Origin of the sequence: Kitasatospora sp. NPDC002040, assembly GCF_040296785.1 — a bacterium.
GTDB lineage: Bacteria > Actinomycetota > Actinomycetes > Streptomycetales > Streptomycetaceae > Kitasatospora.
In genome coordinates this window covers 26,304-42,411 of sequence record NZ_JBEOXV010000028.1, presented here as the reverse complement: position 1 = coordinate 42,411, position 16,108 = coordinate 26,304, and the positions used below count along the sequence as shown (strand labels likewise).

At 73.1% G+C, this 16,108-nt stretch carries 14 protein-coding genes and 2 tRNA genes; 8 read left to right on the top strand and 8 right to left on the bottom strand.

The annotated features are described in order from the left end of the window. Positions 1-10: 10 nt before the first annotated feature. From purL to purS, 3 genes are read right to left on the bottom strand one after another with little or no spacing between them, the layout of a single operon-like run. Complete coding sequence (gene purL / locus ABT118_RS31540; protein WP_350677383.1) at positions 11-2,266, bottom strand: phosphoribosylformylglycinamidine synthase subunit PurL; 2,256 nt, start codon at positions 2,264-2,266, stop codon at positions 11-13. Continuing rightward, on the bottom strand, positions 2,266-2,943 hold the full coding sequence (gene purQ, locus ABT118_RS31535) for a phosphoribosylformylglycinamidine synthase subunit PurQ (RefSeq protein WP_350677377.1): 678 nt from the start codon (positions 2,941-2,943) through the stop codon (positions 2,266-2,268). Before purQ ends, purL begins: the two co-directional genes overlap by 1 nt. After that, the gene (purS, locus tag ABT118_RS31530) at positions 2,940-3,194 is read right to left on the bottom strand and encodes a phosphoribosylformylglycinamidine synthase subunit PurS (protein ID WP_033250393.1); all 255 of its coding nucleotides are present in this window, start codon (positions 3,192-3,194) and stop codon (positions 2,940-2,942) included. The genes purQ and purS overlap by 4 nt, the downstream gene beginning before the upstream one ends. A gap of 465 nt (positions 3,195-3,659) precedes the next feature. On the opposite strand from purS, the gene ABT118_RS31525 reads away from it, so the two are divergent. From ABT118_RS31525 to ABT118_RS31495, 7 genes are all read left to right on the top strand, one after another. Continuing rightward, on the top strand, positions 3,660-3,977 hold the full coding sequence (locus tag ABT118_RS31525; RefSeq protein ID WP_057230366.1) for a histone-like nucleoid-structuring protein Lsr2: 318 nt from the start codon (positions 3,660-3,662) through the stop codon (positions 3,975-3,977). A 139-nt stretch (positions 3,978-4,116) separates the two neighbouring features. After that, positions 4,117-4,189, top strand: a tRNA-Gly gene (locus ABT118_RS31520). Positions 4,190-4,212: 23 nt separating this feature from the next. Beyond that, positions 4,213-4,285: transfer RNA gene (locus tag ABT118_RS31515), tRNA-Gly, on the top strand. A 154-nt stretch (positions 4,286-4,439) separates the two neighbouring features. Beyond that, positions 4,440-5,426, top strand: a complete 987-nt coding sequence (locus ABT118_RS31510) for an ABC transporter ATP-binding protein (protein WP_350677367.1) — start codon at positions 4,440-4,442, stop codon at positions 5,424-5,426. After that, complete coding sequence (locus tag ABT118_RS31505) at positions 5,423-6,220, top strand: ABC transporter permease (RefSeq protein ID WP_350677361.1); 798 nt, start codon at positions 5,423-5,425, stop codon at positions 6,218-6,220. The genes ABT118_RS31510 and ABT118_RS31505 overlap by 4 nt, the downstream gene beginning before the upstream one ends. A gap of 44 nt (positions 6,221-6,264) precedes the next feature. Continuing rightward, entirely contained in the window at positions 6,265-7,491 is a 1,227-nt protein-coding gene (locus ABT118_RS31500; protein WP_350677356.1) for a sensor histidine kinase, read from the top strand. Further along, a complete protein-coding gene (locus tag ABT118_RS31495; protein WP_350677351.1) occupies positions 7,488-8,096 on the top strand; it encodes a response regulator in 609 nt (202 codons plus the stop codon). Before ABT118_RS31500 ends, ABT118_RS31495 begins: the two co-directional genes overlap by 4 nt. Positions 8,097-8,153: 57 nt before the next feature. Here ABT118_RS31495 and ABT118_RS31490 read toward each other — a convergent pair whose 3' ends face one another. From ABT118_RS31490 to purD, 4 genes are all read right to left on the bottom strand, one after another. Continuing rightward, the gene (locus tag ABT118_RS31490) at positions 8,154-9,053 is read right to left on the bottom strand and encodes a phosphoribosylaminoimidazolesuccinocarboxamide synthase (RefSeq protein ID WP_350677348.1); all 900 of its coding nucleotides are present in this window, start codon (positions 9,051-9,053) and stop codon (positions 8,154-8,156) included. Between the two features lie 47 nt (positions 9,054-9,100). Next, positions 9,101-10,651, bottom strand: coding sequence for a N,N-dimethylformamidase beta subunit family domain-containing protein (locus ABT118_RS31485; protein WP_350677343.1), 1,551 nt, complete (start codon positions 10,649-10,651; stop codon positions 9,101-9,103). Between the two features lie 184 nt (positions 10,652-10,835). Then, complete coding sequence (locus ABT118_RS31480; RefSeq protein ID WP_350677335.1) at positions 10,836-12,392, bottom strand: hypothetical protein; 1,557 nt, start codon at positions 12,390-12,392, stop codon at positions 10,836-10,838. Between the two features lie 495 nt (positions 12,393-12,887). Continuing rightward, complete coding sequence (gene purD / locus ABT118_RS31475; protein ID WP_350677331.1) at positions 12,888-14,129, bottom strand: phosphoribosylamine--glycine ligase; 1,242 nt, start codon at positions 14,127-14,129, stop codon at positions 12,888-12,890. A 470-nt stretch (positions 14,130-14,599) separates the two neighbouring features. On the opposite strand from purD, the gene ABT118_RS31470 reads away from it, so the two are divergent. Further along, a complete protein-coding gene (locus ABT118_RS31470) occupies positions 14,600-15,385 on the top strand; it encodes an SLATT domain-containing protein (protein WP_350677326.1) in 786 nt (261 codons plus the stop codon). 52 nt (positions 15,386-15,437) lie between these two features. Here the strand turns inward: ABT118_RS31470 and ABT118_RS31465 are convergent, their stop codons facing one another. Continuing rightward, positions 15,438-16,085, bottom strand: a complete 648-nt coding sequence (locus ABT118_RS31465) for a putative DNA-mimic protein (RefSeq protein WP_350677321.1) — start codon at positions 16,083-16,085, stop codon at positions 15,438-15,440. Positions 16,086-16,108: the final 23 nt, after the last annotated feature.

Here is a 16,108-nt window from a genome sequence, read left to right as displayed (position 1 = left end):
ATGCGGGCCGTCAGGCCAGCAGGGCCTCGATGACGCCGGTGTGCGCGTCCGTCAGCTCGGCCAGCGAGACGGTGAACTGGCCCTGGACCTCCAGGACGTCACCGTCGACCACGCCGATCCGGGTGGCCGGCAGGCCGCGGGCGCCGCACATGTCGTTGAACCGGAGCTCCTCGCTGCGCGGGATCGACACGATGGCGCGACCCGCGGACTCGGAGAACAGGAACACGAACGGGTCGAGACCGGCGGGCACGATCAGGCGCGCGCCGTTGCCGCCCTTGAGGCAGCTCTCCACCAGGGCCTGGGCCAGGCCGCCGTCGGAGAGGTCGTGCGCGGCGTCGATCATGCCGTCGCGCGAGGCGGCGATCAGGATGTCGCCGAGCAGCCGCTCGCGCTCCAGGTCCACCTTGGGCGGCAGGCCGCCGAGGTGGCCGTGCACGACCTGGGTCCAGGCGGAGCCGCCCAGGTCGTCGGCGGTGTCGCCGAGCAGGTAGACCAGCTGGCCCTCCTCGGCGAAGCCGATCGGGGTCCGCCGGGTGACGTCGTCGATCACGCCGAGCACCGCGACCACGGGGGTCGGGTGGATGGCGGTGTCGCCGGTCTGGTTGTAGAGCGAGACGTTGCCACCGGTCACCGGGGTGCCGAGGACCAGGCAGGCGTCGGCCAGACCGCGGGTCGCCTCGGCGAACTGCCACATCACGTCCGGGTCCTCGGGGGAGCCGAAGTTGAGGCAGTCGGAGACGGCGAGCGGCTTGGCGCCACCGGCCGCGACGTTGCGGTAGGCCTCGGCCAGCGCCAGCTGGGCACCGGTGTACGGGTCCAGCTTGGTGAAGCGGCCGTTGCCGTCGGTGGCCACCGAGACGCCGAGGTTGGTCTCCTCGTCGATCCGGATCATGCCCGAGTCCTCGGGCGTGGCCAGCACGGTGTTGCCGATCACGTACCGGTCGTACTGGTCGGTGATCCAGGACTTGGAGGCCTGGTTCGGCGAGCCGGCGACCGCCAGCAGCGCCGCCTTCAGCTCCTCGCCGTTCGCCGGCCGGGCCAGCCGCTCGGCGGTCGGCGCGTCGGCCTGCAGCGCGTCCTGCCAACTCGGCCGGGCGTACGGGCGATTGTAGGTCGGGCCGTCGTGCGCGACCGAGCGCGGCGGGACGTCCACGACCAGCTCGCCGTGCCAGAAGATCTCCAGCCGCTCGCCCTCGGTCACCTCACCGATGACGGTGGCGATGACGTCCCACTTCTCGCAGATCTCCAGGAAGCGGTCGACCTTGCCGGGCTCGACGATCGCGCACATGCGCTCCTGCGACTCGCTCATGAGGATCTCCTCGGGCGAGAGCGTGTTGTCGCGCAGCGGCACGGTGTCCAGCTCGATCCGCATGCCGCCGGAGCCGGCCGAGGCCAACTCCGAGGTGGCGCAGGAGAGTCCGGCGCCGCCGAGGTCCTGGATGCCGAGCACCAGCTTCTCGGCGAAGATCTCCAGGGTGGACTCGATCAGGAGCTTCTCCTGGAACGGATCGCCGACCTGGACGGCCGGGCGCTTGGCCGGGCCGGTCGCGTCGAAGGTCTCGGAGGCCAGCACCGAGACGCCGCCGATGCCGTCGCCGCCGGTCCGGGCTCCGTACAGGATGACCTTGTTGCCGGTGCCGGAGGCCTGCGCGAGGTGGATGTCCTCGTGCTTCATCACGCCCACGCAGAGCGCGTTGACCAGCGGGTTGCCCTGGTAGCAGGAGTCGAAGACGACCTCGCCGCCGATGTTCGGCAGGCCCAGGCAGTTGCCGTAGCCGCCGATGCCCGCGACGATCCCGGGCAGCACGCGCCGGGTGTCGGGGTGGTCGGCCGCACCGAAGCGCAGCGGGTCCATCACGGCGACCGGGCGGGCGCCCATCGCCAGGATGTCGCGGACGATGCCGCCGATGCCGGTGGCCGCGCCCTGGTAGGGCTCGATGTACGACGGGTGGTTGTGCGACTCGACCTTGAAGGTCACCGCGTAACCCTGGCCCACGTCGACCACACCGGCGTTCTCGCCGATGCCGACCAGCATCGCGTCGCTGTCCGGCTTCTTCTCGCCGAACTGCTTGAGGTGCACCTTGGAGCTCTTGTACGAGCAGTGCTCGGACCACATGACCGAGTACATCGCCAGCTCGGCGCCGGTGGGGCGCCGGCCGAGGATCTCCTTGATCTTGGCGTACTCGTCAGCCTTCAGCCCGAGTTCGGACCAGGGCTGCGCGGCGTCCGGGGTCTGCTCGGCGTTCTTGACCGTGTCGAGGGACATCAGGCGTTCACCAACTGCTTGAGGACGGAAGTGAAGAAGCCCAGGCCCTCGGTGGTCGGGCCGGTGAGCGGCTCGACCGCGTGCTCCGGGTGCGGCATCAGACCGACGACATTGCCGGCGGCGTTGGTGATGCCGGCGATATCGCGGTAGGAACCGTTCGGGTTGACGTCGAGGTAGCGGGCCACGATCCGGCCCTCGCCCTCGAGTTGGTCCAGCACGTGCTCGTCGGCGACGAAGCGGCCCTCGCCGTTCTTCAGCGGGACGACGATTTCCTGGCCGACCGAGTAATCCCGGGTCCAGGCCGTGCCGTTGTTCTCGATCCGCAGCTTCTGGTCGCGGCAGACGAAGTGCAGCGAGTCGTTGCGGGTGAGCGCGCCGGGCAGCAGGTGGGATTCGCAGAGCACCTGGAAGCCGTTGCAGATACCGAGGACCGGCATTCCCAGCTTCGCCTGCTCGATGATGGTGTCCATCACCGGGGAGAAGCGGGAGATCGCGCCGCAGCGCAGATAGTCGCCGTAACTGAATCCACCGGGCAGGACGACGGCGTCGACCTGGTGGAGATCCTTGTCACGGTGCCAGAGGGCGACCGGCTCGGCGCCGGCCAGGCGGACCGCACGCTGGGCGTCGCGGTCGTCGAGGGAGCCGGGGAAAGTGACGACGCCAACGCGGGTGGTCACTTGCCCTCCTCCTCGACTCGGACGGTGAAGTCCTCGATCACGGTGTTGGCGAGGAAGGTCTCGGCGGCTTCCCGGATCCGGGCGAGCGCGGCGTCGTCGACCGGGCCCTCCAGCTCCAGTTCGAATCGCTTGCCCTGACGGACATCGGCGATCCCGGCGAATCCCAGACGGGGCAGTGCACGCTGCACCGCCTGGCCCTGGGGGTCGAGGATCTCGGGCTTGAGCATGACGTCGACTACGACGCGAGCCACTGGCACTCCCGGTGGTGTGGTGCGTGAGGCGGGGGACCTCCAGACTACCGGGGCATTCGGGCGACTTTGCTGACCGGGCGGGGCCCCGAGAAGGCGACGCGCGTAGACCCATGCCCCTTACGCCCCAAGGGTTCCACCACGCCCAGGGCTTCCACCGCCACCCCATTTCGATGGATTCCGCAGCCGCTTCTGGAACGTCCGAATACCGGCACTACGGGACAGAACGACCACCCACATCGCCCACTATCCCGATCCGGCGAACTCTCGTGAATATCCGGAAAAGAAAGCAGGACTCTTCGATTTCGGGCCGCTTTGGGTGCAGAATAGGGCCACCGGTGACGGCGAGTGCTGCGTATCCAGCGCGGCTACCTGCCTGCCCGTAGGCGCTCGCGTGACTGGTGCACATCGGGCCGCACGGGCGCATCCCGCACCCGGCGGCCGAATTGCCCGAGAGGATTGACACCCATGGCTCAGCGTGTAGTTGTCACGCTCTCCGACGACCTGGACGGCGGCGCCGCCGCCGAGACCGTCCACTTCGGTGTGGACGGAAAGTCGTACGAGATCGACCTGTCCCTGGACAACGCGGAGAAGCTGCGGGAGGCCCTCGCCCCGTTCGTCGCGGCCGGCCGCCGGCAGAGCCGCGCCGGAAAGTCCTTCCGCCGCACCGCGCTCACCCCGGACCCGGCCGCCGTGCGCGCCTGGGCCCAGTCCCGCGGCATGGAGCTGCCCGCCCGGGGCCGCATTCCCAAGCACGTCTACGAGTCCTTCGCCGAGGCCAACTGACCTGCGCCGACCGGCTCGACGCCCCGCCCCGACCGCCCAGGCGGAAAGGGTGGGGCGACCACTCGTTCCGATGGGGTAGAGTTCTTTCTGTCGCCAAGCGGGAGACCGCAACGGCGACCGGTGCTTCAAGAAGCACCGTGCGGACGTGGCTCAGTTGGTAGAGCATCACCTTGCCAAGGTGAGGGTCGCGAGTTCGAATCTCGTCGTCCGCTCGCAGTAAAAAATTGAAGATCGTGCGGACGTGGCTCAGTTGGTAGAGCATCACCTTGCCAAGGTGAGGGTCGCGAGTTCGAATCTCGTCGTCCGCTCAGTTGAAGGGCCCCCTCATCGAGGGGGCCCTTCGTCGTTCCTGCGCACCGCCGGTGCCGATGACATTTGTCACCGCCCACCCGTGCGAACGCGCCCCCGACCGGTGACGGCACGCACTGCCCGCGCGGCCGACCGGGCGGGAGGCTGGTGGGCATGGACATCAGCCGCACCGAGCCACCCGTCATCGAGGTCACCGGCCTGCACCGGCGCTACGGCCCGGCCGGGGCGGCCGGCTTCGACGCCGTCCGGGGCCTGGACCTCACCGTGCAGCGGGGCGAACTCTTCGCCCTGCTCGGCACCAACGGCGCCGGCAAGACCTCCACCATGGAGCTGATCGAGGGCCTGGCCGCCCCGACCGCGGGCCGGATCCGGGTCCTCGGCCACGACCCGTACCGGGAGCGGACCGCCGTCCGCCCGCGGATCGGGATCATGCTCCAGGAGGGCGGCTTCCCGTCCGAGCTGACCGTCGCCGAGACCGGCCGGTCCTGGGCCGGAATGACCAGCGGCGCCCGGCCGGTGGACGAGGCGCTCGACCTGGTCGGCCTGCTGCACCGCCGCACCGTCCGGGTCAAGCAGCTCTCCGGCGGCGAGCGCCGCCGGCTCGACCTGGCGCTGGCCCTGCTCGGCCGCCCCGAGGTGCTGTTCCTGGACGAGCCCAGCACCGGCCTCGACCCGGAGGCCCGGGCGGCCACCTGGCGGCTGGTCCGCGAACTCCGGGCCCAGGGCACCACCGTGCTGCTCACCACGCACTACCTCGAAGAGGCCGAGGAGCTGGCCGACCGGCTCGCCATCATGCACGGCGGCCGGATCGTCGTCGAGGGCACCGTGGCCGAGGTGATCGCCGGCCGCCCGTCCCGGATCGGCTTCGAACTCCCGGAGCGCAGCGGCCCGTTCGAGACCGTCGGGCTGCCCCCGCTGGCCGGCGCCGAGGTCACGGCCGAGGGCCGCCGGATCACCGTGCGCACCCCGACCCTGCAGGCCACCCTCACCGAGCTGCTCAACTGGGCCGCCCGGCAGGGGATTCCGCTCAACGCGCTGGACGCCCGCAGCGCCTCGCTGGAGGAGGCCTTCCTGGCCATCGCCTCCGCCCCGTCCACCGCCGCGCCGTCCGCCACCGACCTGACCGGAGCCGTCCGATGACCACCACCGCCACCGGCCGCCTGCTCGCCCTCGGCCGGGCCGAGACCACCCTGCTGTTCCGCAACCGGACCGCCCTGTTCACCGCGCTGGCGCTGCCGCCGCTGCTGGTGGTCGCGCTGGCCGAGCCGATGAAGCAGCAGGCCGGGGAGTTCCCCGGGATCAGCACCGCCGGCCTGCTGGTCAGCGGACTGCTCGGACTGATCCCGATGTTCGTCGTCTACTACAACCTGACCGCCGCCTACGTCGCCCGCCGCGGCGAGCTGGTGCTCAAGCGGCTGCGCACCGGCGAGGCCAGGGACCTGGAGATCCTGGCCGGGACGGCGGTGCCCTCGGTGCTGCTGGCCGCCCTGCTGAGCGTGGTGCTGTGCGGCGCCGGGGCGGTCGGCCTGGACCTGCGGATGCCGGTCAACCCGGTGCTGGTGGTGCTCGGGCTCGTCCTGCTGATCGCCCTGCTGGTCGGGCTCGCCGCGCTCTCCAGCGTGGTCACCAGGACGGTGGAGAGCGCCGGGATCACCACCCTGCCGGTGCTGCTGATCAGTCAGTTCGGCTCCGGCCTGATCCTCCCGATCGACTCGATGCCCGAGCAGCTCGCCACCGTCTGCCGGCTGCTGCCCACCACCCCCGCCTTCCAGTTGCTCCGGCTCGGCTGGTTCGGCACCGAGGGCTCGGCCCCGGCCACCGACTTCGCCGGCACCTGGTCCGACGCCCTCCCGCTGCTCGCCCTCGGCCTGGCCTGGACCGCCGCTGCCGTCTGGGCCACCAACCGCTGGTTCCGCTGGGAGCCCCGGCGCTGACTGATAAGAAGACTGCAGCACCGACACCGTCCGTAGGAGATCCCGTGGAACTGGCCCACCCGCTGCGCCGCTGGCACGCCCAGGGCAAGCCGCAGCGGACCGAGCTCTACGTCCGCTGGTCCCTGTACGTGGCGGCGGGAGTCGAACCGCTGGCGGTCCTGGCCACCGCCGTCGGCCAGGCCGAGAAGCTGTCCGTGCTGACCCTCCAGGTGCTGGCCGCCGCCGCGCTGGTCGGCACCGTCCTCTCCGTCCTGCTGGTCCGGACCGGACTGGCCCACTACCTCGGCCGCCGCCCCCGGCCCGTCCTGCTGCTCGCCCTCTCCACCGCGGTGGCACTGGCCGGCGTCTGGGGCCTGGTGCTCACCGGCGGCGACGACCCGGCCGGGGTGTCGATCGCCCCGCTGCTGCTGATGTTCTGGTTCGGCCCGGTCTCCGTGGTCCTGCCGCACCGGCTGTCCGCCGCGCTCGCCGGCGGCGTCCTGCTCCTGGTGCTGCCCGCCCTGCTGCTGGCCGGCTTCCCGATCGGTACCTCGCTCGGGGTGCTCACCGCCGTCGCGCTGTCCTGCCTGCTGTTCGCCTTCACCTGCCGCTGCTCGGCCTGGCTGGCCGGCGTGGTCTGGGAGCTGGACGGCGCCCGGGAGACCCAGTCCCGGCTGGCGGTGGCGGAGGAGCGGCTGCGGTTCTCCCGCGACCTGCACGACGTGCTCGGCCGCAACCTCACCACCATCGCGCTGAAGAGCGAGCTGGCCGCCCAACTCGCCCGCCGGGGCCGCCCCGAGGCCGCCGACCAGATGACCGAGGTGCAGCGGATCGCCCAGGAGTCCCAGCGCGAGGTGCGCGACGTGGTCCGGGCCTACCGCACCGCCGACCTGCACGCCGAGCTCACCGGCGCCCGCTCGGTGCTCCGCGCCGCCGACGTGGCCTGCGAGGTCGAGCTCGGCGGCATCGACCAACTCCCGGTCACCGCCCAGTCGGTGCTCGGCTGGGTGGTCCGCGAGGCCACCACCAACGTGCTCCGCCACAGCGAGGCCGCCAGCTGCCTGATCCGGCTCCGGGTCGGCGGCGGAATGGCCCTGCTCGAGATCGAGAACGACGGTGTGACGGCGGGTCAGCCCGGCGGCAGCGGCACCGGCCTGACCGGGCTGCGCGAACGCCTCGCCGTGTACGGTGGCGAGCTCGCCACTCCCCCGGCCGGACCCGGCCGGTTCCGGCTGGCCGTGGACCTGCCGCTGACCGCACCCGCCCTCTCGCTGGAGGTCTCCCCCGGATGACCATTCGCATCCTGCTCGCGGACGACGAGCACCTGATCCGCGGCGCGATGGCCGCACTGCTCGCGCTGGAGGACGACCTCACCGTGGTGGCCGAGGCGGCCTCCGGCCCCGAGGCGCTGGCGATGGCCAAGGCGCACCGCCCGGACGTCGCCGTGCTGGACCTGCAGATGCCGGGGCTGGACGGGCTGGAGGTGGCGACCGAGCTGCGGCGGGTCCTGCCGGACTGCCGCACCATGATCGTCACCGGGCACGGGCGGCCGGGCTACCTCAAGCGCGCCCTGGAGGTCGGGGTCCGGGGCTTCCTGCCGAAGACCGTCTCCGCCGCCGACCTGGCCGGCATCATCCGCACGGTCAGGGGCGGCGGACGGTACGTCGACCCCGAGCTGGCCGCCGACGCGATCGCCGCCGGCGAGAGCCCCCTGACGCCGCGTGAGACCGACGTGCTGGAGCTCGCCGCCGACGGCACCTCGATCGCCGAGATCGCCGCCCGCGCAGCCCTCTCCCCGGGCACCGTCCGCAACTACCTCTCCGCCGCCGCCACCAAGCTCGGCGCGGAGAACCGCCACGCGGCGGTCCGGATCGCCCGCGAACACGGGTGGATCTAGGCAGACGCCACCCGGCGGCCGGGGCCCGGTCCGCAAGTACCGGACCCCGTACGAGCCTTACGCCCAGGTGTTGCCGGTGAGGCGCTCGTACGCCTCGATGTACTTGGCCCGGGAGGCCGCGACGATCTCCGCGGGCAGCGCCGGCGGCGGGAGCTCGCCGGCCGGGTCCCAGCCGGACTCCGGGGAGGCCAGCCAGTCGCGGATGAACTGCTTGTCGAAGGAGGGCTGGGCCCGGCCCGGCTCCCACTGGTCGGCGGGCCAGAAGCGCGAGGAGTCCGGCGTCAGCACCTCGTCGCCGATCACCAGCTCGCCGTCCAGCAGCCCGAACTCGAACTTGGTGTCGGCCAGGATGATGCCCCGCTCACGGGCGATGTCCCGGGCCCGGCCGTACACCGCGAGGGTGGTCTGCCGGAGCGTGGTGGCCAGTTCGGCGCCGAGCCGGCGGGCGGTCTCCTCGTAGGGGACGTTCTCGTCGTGCTCGCCGACCTCGGCCTTGAGCGCGGGGGTGTAGATCGGGGCGGGCAGCTCGGAGCCGTCCTCCAGCCCCTCCGGGAGGGCGATGCCGCAGACCGTGCGGTCCGCGCGGTACTCCTTCAGACCGGAGCCGGTCAGGTAGCCGCGGGCGACGCACTCGACCGGTGCCATCTCCAGCGCGCGGCAGATCAGCGTGCGCCCCTCCCAGTCGGCGGGCGCTCCGGCCGGCAGCTCGGTGGAGATCACGTGGTTGGGCACGATGTCGGCGATCCGCTCGAACCACCAGAGCGAGAGCTGGGTGAGCACCCGGCCCTTGTCCGGGATCTCGTTGGGCAGCACCCAGTCGAAGGCGGAGGTCCGGTCGCTGGCCACCATCACCAGGTCGCCGTTGGCGGCCCGGTAGAGGTCGCGCACCTTGCCGGTGTGCAGGTGTTCCAGACCAGGTACCTGGACCGGCTCGGGCTTGGTGACAAATCCGCTCAAGGTCGTCTCAGTCCTCAGAGGAAGGGGGGCTCTGGGCACCGAGTCTTTCATGCGCCGCCCGCTCCCCCCTTGCACAGGTGGTCGAGCAGGTTGGCGGTGGCCCGCTGGATCCGCTCGTCGGTGTGCCCGGGGCGGTCCAGCGCCGGCGACCAGGCGAAGGTGCCCGCGGCGAAGACGTACGCGCCGCTCGGTGCCCGGTAGAGCGAGGTCTCCTGGTACCGGGTGCGCCCGGCGGTGTCCCGGTACGGGGAGTGCGCGAGCAGGGTGCGCTCGGTGTGCTCGGGCAGCGCGACCTTCGGGTAGTAGCGGTCGGCCTCGCCGGCCACCAGGCCGGGCACCTCCTCCCCCTCCCGCAGCCCGGTGCCCTCCCAGAGCCAGTGCCCGGTGTTCCGGGCCAGCAGCGGCACCGGCGCGGGCACCCGGCCCGCGTACTGGACGCCCAGCAGGTGCTGCTCCGGCTCGCCCGCGTCCCGCCAGAGCGCGCTCTGCCCGCCCGGCGCCCCGGCGGCCGGGTGGCCGGGGTGGAGGCGCTGGCGCTTGCGGCAGTTGAGCAGCCGGTTGGGCTCGCCGGCCGGGCTGGGGGTGAGCTCGACCCGCCAGTACATGGTGTTGGCGGAGAGGAAGACCAGCGAGGTGCCGCCGTCCCTGGCCTGCTCGACGGCCCGCCGCATCGGCTCGGACCAGTACTCGTCGTGCCCGGGGAAAATCAGCGCCCGGTGCCTGGCCGGGTCGACCAGCCCGGCGTGCAGGTCGGTCGCGGTGGCGTAGGCGAGGTCGTAGCCGTAGCGCTCGGCCCAGCGGATGAAGTCGTAGGCGTGGCCGACGTGCAGCGGCAGCCCGGCCCCCGCGTGCGGGCGGTCGAACGACACCGTGACGGCCGCCTCCTGCTCGCCGAGCAGCCCGCCCGCCCCGTCCCAGGCGTGGTAGAGGCTGGCCCCGTGCTGGCCGTCCTCGGGGAACAGGTTGTACGCCTGCCAGGTGACGTCGGGGATCACCAGCAGCAGTTCGGACGGGTGCGTCTGCTGGTCGAAGTCCCGCACCGTGAACGGGATGTGACTGCGGTGCAGGTTGTCGGCGGTGGTCAGCACCGCGACGTACGCACCGGGCTGCCAGTGCGAGGGCACGTGCAGCCGCCAGGACTGCCACCAGTGGTGGCAGGAGACGGTGCGGCCGACCACCAGCGGGGCCGGCTGGGCCAGCCCGGCGATCAGCGGACTGGACGTCATGTGGTGGGCGCCGTCGCCGCCGTAGTGGCCGATCCGGTAGACGTCCACGGTGAACTCGCGCGGCGGGTTCACCGTGACCCGCAGGTCGATCGAGCCGCCGGGGCGGATCACCCCGGCCGAGGCGAAACCCTTGATCTGCTGCTGCACGTCGTCGGAGTTGGCCGGAGTACCGACCGGCGGTCTCGGCCGCGGCACGCCCGCGGGGAGCTGGCCGGGCGCGTCCAGGCTGACGTACCACGGGACCGCGCCTTCGATGCCGGCCACGTACTGGTCCGGGCTCCGCAGCCACGGCAGTGGGCCCTGGCCGAAGGGATCGGAGACACCGTGCTTCAACGTGCCCGACTCCCAGCGGCGGTTGAGTTCCGTCCCCACGCGCCCTCCCACACTCGCACCGGCCCGACTCGGCCCCCGGTGGCATGTGCCAGGCGGATGTGCGTGCGGACCAGCACACCACAGTGCTGGCGCTGCGTCACCCCACCGTAGCAACAAGTATTTTTGAAAATTGCTTCGTCACCGGAGCGCCTCCGGGGCGGACCGCTGACGGACCGACGGCCGGTCAGAGCCGGACCGGACCCTCCAACCGCAGGCCGGCCGCCTCCAGCCAGGCCCGCAGCGGGGCGTCCTTCCCCTGCTCCACCGCGCCGGCGACCAGGCCGGCCAGCTCGGGGCGGCGGACGCCGTCCACCAGCAGGACCGGGCCGTCCAGCCAGTCCAGGCCGGGGCGGCCGAGGCCGGTGTCGACGGCGGCCAGGCAGACCAGTGCGGTGACGTGGTCGACCAGCAGGTCCCGCCCGCTGCGGACCACCTGCAGCGGGGGCGCGATCTGTGCGGTGCGCGCCAGGTGGGCGGCGAGTGCTGCGGCAAGGGGCTCGCCGCCACCCTCCGCGAGCCGGGCCAGCACGAGGTGCAGGGTCGGTGCGGCCTCCTCGGGCGCGCGCTCCCCGAGCACCGCGCGCAGCGCCTCGGACTGGCCGCGCCAGCCGAGCCCGACCACCTCGGCCGGGTAGTCGGCCCAGTCCAGCTCGCGCCAGCCGGTGCCCTCGGTCCCGAAGGGCTCGCCGAACAACACCTCGGCCGCCAGCAGCGAGACCGCCGCGTCGACCGCGCCGGGCTCCTCCAGCAGGTCGCAGGCCGGGCGGTCGCCGAGCCGGGTGCCGTACCCGTCGGCCAGCCGGTCCCGGCGGGACAGCTCGGTCAGGGCGGAGACCACCCCGGCGTTCAGCCGGGCCGGGTGGCGGCCGAGCCGCCAGGCGGGCAGCGCGACCCGGGTGAGCAGCCTGTCCCACCCCGCGTAGGCGAGGCCGACCTGCTCCTGGGCGGCGATCCGCAGCCCGTAGTCGACCGCCTTGGCCTGCTCGGAGGCGGCCGCCGCGACCGCCCGCTCCAACTCGGCGGAGTGCTCGCGGCAGGCGCCCAGCAGCAGCCAGGTGACCCGGTCGACCAGGGCGGCGGGCCCGCGCCGCGGCTCGCCGAGCGAGGCGTCCAGGCTGCGCAGGAAGCGGCGGGCGGCGGCGATCTCCGGATCGGCCGCGGCCGCCGTACCGGCCACCACCGGGGCCAGCAGGGCGCGCAGCTCGCCGGCCCGCATCCACCAGAGGAACGGGGAGCCGATCACCAGCACCGGCGCGGCCTCGGCCGCGCCGTCGGACCCGGCCGAGAGCACCTCCCCCGCGACCGGCGGGGCCGGGGCCCGGCCCCGCCGGCCCGGGGTGTGCACCTCTTCCAGCCAGCTGTCGCAGTCGGGGGTGAGCGCGATGCCGGACGGGGCGGGCACACCGAGCCGATCGGCCAGCTCGCCGATCTGCCGGTACAGCTCCGGCGCGGCGGACTCGGCGATCGGCACCGCGGGCGTGCGCGGCGGCACCGCCCTGGCGTACGTCCGGGCCGCCAGCCAGGCGCCCAGCAGCACCAAGACGGCGATCACCCCGACCACCCAGCGGACCACGTCCCAGGCCGTCGCGTCGGCGGAGCCGGGAGCGCCGATCCGGCCGGTGAGCCGGCCCGCGAACAGCACCACGGCGAGAGCGGCGGGCAGTGCGGCGGCACCCAGTGCGCGCCCGCGGACCCGGAGCACGGCCTGGGCCCGTGCGCGGGCTGCGTCGACAGCGGCCATACGGCGCGGCACCCCCTTCGGAGCCGGCGTCCACGGGCCGCGGTGCCCCCGCTCGCAGGGGGCCGGCCGCGACCCGGACACCCGAGCCGACTCGAAATGATCAGTATCCGAACGGAGGACGACGGACGTCGGCCCCGGTTGTGCATCGTGCATGGCACTTCTGACAGTTCTGACGCCAGTCAGCGGGCGGGCGTTCCGGATCGCTACCGTTTCCACCCGTCCTGGTGACGCGACGGTCGGACCGAGCGCCCCCAACAGCATCCCCCCGGCCGCGCCCGGACACCCGGCGGCGGCCACACCGGCAGCCGGGCCGCCGACGCGATCCAGCGCACCCTACGACCCGGGGCCCGGTCCCGTCAGCCGGATGGCGACCGGATCACCCGAAGGGCTGGAATCCTGCCGCCGACCGGTGTGGCGACTGGCCGCCGGGAACGCCGAAGGGCGTTGCGGCCGGTGGGATGACCGGCCGCAACGCCCTTCCGAAAACCGCGGGACCTACTGCGCCGCCTTCAGCGCGATGTCGGTGCGGTGCTGCCCGCCCTTGAGCGAGATCCGCGCGACGCCCCGGTAGGCGAGCTCGCGGGCCTCGGCCAGGTCGGCCCCGGCCGCGGTGACCGAGAGCACCCGGCCACCGGCACTGAGCACCTCGCCGTCCGGACCGGTCGCGGTGCCGGCGTGCAGCACGTACGCGCCCTCGGCCTCGACCTCGGCCAGGCCCTCGATCGGGTCACCGGTGCGCGGGGCGGCCGGGTAGCCCTCGGAGGCGATCACCACGGTGACCGCGGCGCCCTCGTCCCAGCGCAGCGGCTCCAGGGTGTCCAGGGTGCCGTTCGCCGAGGCCAGCAGGACGCCGGCCAGCGGGGTGCGCAGCCGGGCCAGCACGACCTGGGTCTCCGGGTCGCCGAAGCGGGCGTTGAACTCGATCACCCGGGTGCCGCGCGAGGTCAGCGCCAGACCGGCGTAGAGCAGGCCGGAGAACGGGGTGCCCCGGTGCCGCAGCTCGTCCACGGTCGGCTGCAGGACGGTCTCCAGCACCTCCTGCACCAGGCCCTCGGGTGCCCACGGCAGCGGCGAGTACGCGCCCATGCCGCCGGTGTTCGGGCCCTGGTCGTCGTCCAGCGCGCGCTTGAAGTCCTGCGCGGGCACCAGCGGGAGCACGGTGACGCCGTCGGTGATCGCGAACAGCGAGACCTCGGGGCCTTCCAGGTACTCCTCGATCACCACGCGGTCGCAGGAGACCGCGTGCGCCAGCGCCTCGGCGCGGTCGGAGGTGACCACCACGCCCTTGCCGGCCGCCAGGCCGTCGTCCTTCACCACGTACGGGGCGCCGAAGGCGTCCAGCGCCTCGGCCGCCTCGGCCTCGGTGGTGCAGACGTAGGAGCGGGCGGTCGGCACGTTGGCGCCGGCCATCACGTCCTTGGCGAAGGCCTTGGAGCCCTCCAGCTGGGCGGCCTCCCCGGACGGGCCGAAGACGGGGATGCCGGCCGCGCGGACGGCGTCCGAGACGCCCGCGACCAGCGGGGCCTCCGGGCCGACCACGACCAGTTCGGCGTCGAGCTGCCGGGCCAGTGCGGCCACGGCCGCACCGTCCAGCTGGTCGACCGGGTGGACCGTCGCCACCTGTGCGATCCCGGCGTTGCCCGGGGCACAGTGCAGCTCGGTCACGGCGGGATCTTGGGACAGAGAGCGGCACAGGGCGTGTTCGCGGGCGCCGCCGCCGATGACGAGGACCTTCACGCCTTGAAGAGTAGTCGGTGGCCGGTTCGGCACCTTCGCCGGTCCCGGCGGAACCTCCAAGCCGGCGGCGCGGTACACGCACGAAACTGGAGGAACCTCCAGCCCCCGGGTCCGGCCGGACCGGCCAGAGTGGCCGGGTCAGGGTGAGGGGGCCGAGCGGGCTCGCTCGGACGGGTGAAATCTCGCCGACCGCCGCAACTCCCCCACCTCGGCTTGATGGGGTGAAATCCGATAACGATCGCTGCCGAAGCGGCCACATGGTCAGCCATTTGGCGGTAAGAAGTGCTGTTGGACGAGCACCGGCCGTCACCGTTGCACGGCACCATGGGCGACCCACACCGCTCGCGGCGCCGCCCGTCCGACGAGGTGTCACATCTGGCCGGTGTCCGGAACACTGGCCGATCGACGCACCGTCAGGCCCGGTACCCGCCAGGGCCTCAGCAGTCCGCCCGCCACAGGGAGCCCCACAGGTGAGCCAGCCGGAAATGCAGCCCGAGGAGAGCCCCTGGGGCAAGGAAGTCGGTGAGGAGGACCAGCCCGTCGCGGCCTCCGCCGCACGGACCCCCACCCGCCGCCGCACCGATCTGAGTGCCCGCCAGTTCCCGCTCGGGGACTGGGGCGAGCCGGCCGAGCGGCTGGAGGAGCTCTACCGCTGGTCCGAGGAGCGGGCCGTCGAGGCGATCGACTGGTACCGCCGGGACCGGGTCTGGAAGCGCCGCTGGGCCCGGCTGCTGCGGTTCGGCTCGGCCGCCTTCGCGGTCGCCGGGGTGACCGCGCCGCTGCTCTCGCTGAGCGGGGTCTCCTGGTCCTCGCCGAGCTGGGGCTACGTCGGCCTGGCGCTCTCCGCCGCCTGCCTCGGGGTGGACCGGGCCTTCGGCCAGACCTCCGGCTGGATGCGGGACGTCAGCACCGCCCAGGCGCTGCAGCGGCGGCTGGAGGCGTTCCAGTTCGACTGGGCCTCCGAGTGCGTGCGCGAGGTGCTCGGCCCGACCGAGGGCACCGCGGGGGAGGCCGCCGAGCGCTGTCTCGGCGTGCTGCGCCGGTTCTGCGAGGACGTCTCCGACGTGGTCCGGGGTGAGACCTCGGAGTGGATGCTGGAGTTCCGCGCCACCATGACCCAGCTGCCCACCCAGTCCCCCGGCCCCTGGGGCGGCCGCACCGAGAGCGGTACCGGTGCGCAGGTCCGCATCCTCCCCTCGCCGGGCACCCGCCCGACCATGCCGCGCCAGCGTCCCCCGGAGGGGCCGCTGCGCTAGCTGCGTGGGGCGCCCGCACCGGGGCGGGCGCCTCTGCAGAAACGATGCGCCGTCAGGCGAAGACGATCATCGAACCCTGGGTGACGCTCCGGGTGGCCGCCGCGTACAGCCCGGCCCAGGCGTGCCGCTCCCGGGCGAACGGGTGCAGGTCGTCGATCGGCGGCTCGAAGGTCTGCTCCAGCTCGGTCGGCGCGAGCGGCCGGGTCGGAGCCGGCGGGTTCAGCGGGTCGATCCCCAACACCGGTGCCACCGCCTGGAGTTCCCGCAGCAGCCCGTACGAGGAGCCGAGCGGGCCGCCCGCGGTGAGCAGCTCCTCCGCGACCAGCGGGAGCTGGAAGTCGATCGGCACGTACGCCCCGGCGTGGTCGAAGTGCCAGACCAGGTGCGACTGTTCGGCCGTCGACTCGAACATCTCCAGCAGCTGCTCGTAGTCGCCGCCGAGCGCGTCCACCGGCTCGATCGCGAATCCGGTCAGCCCCAGCAGGTAGGCCCGCCGCAGGAAGTGCAGCGAGTCGTAGTCGAAGGCGGCTATCGGCTCCACCGAGCCGCTGATCTCCTCCGAGTACCGGTAGACCGGGACCTCGGGCAGACCGTGCGCGACCAGGGCCGCGTTGTAGCGCGCGAGATCGTCCCGGAACGGGTTCTCGGGGCTGTGCGTCAGGACGTCCACCAGCGGGACGAGCCAGAGGTCGCAGGCCATGGGCCGGCTCTTCCTCTCCAGGG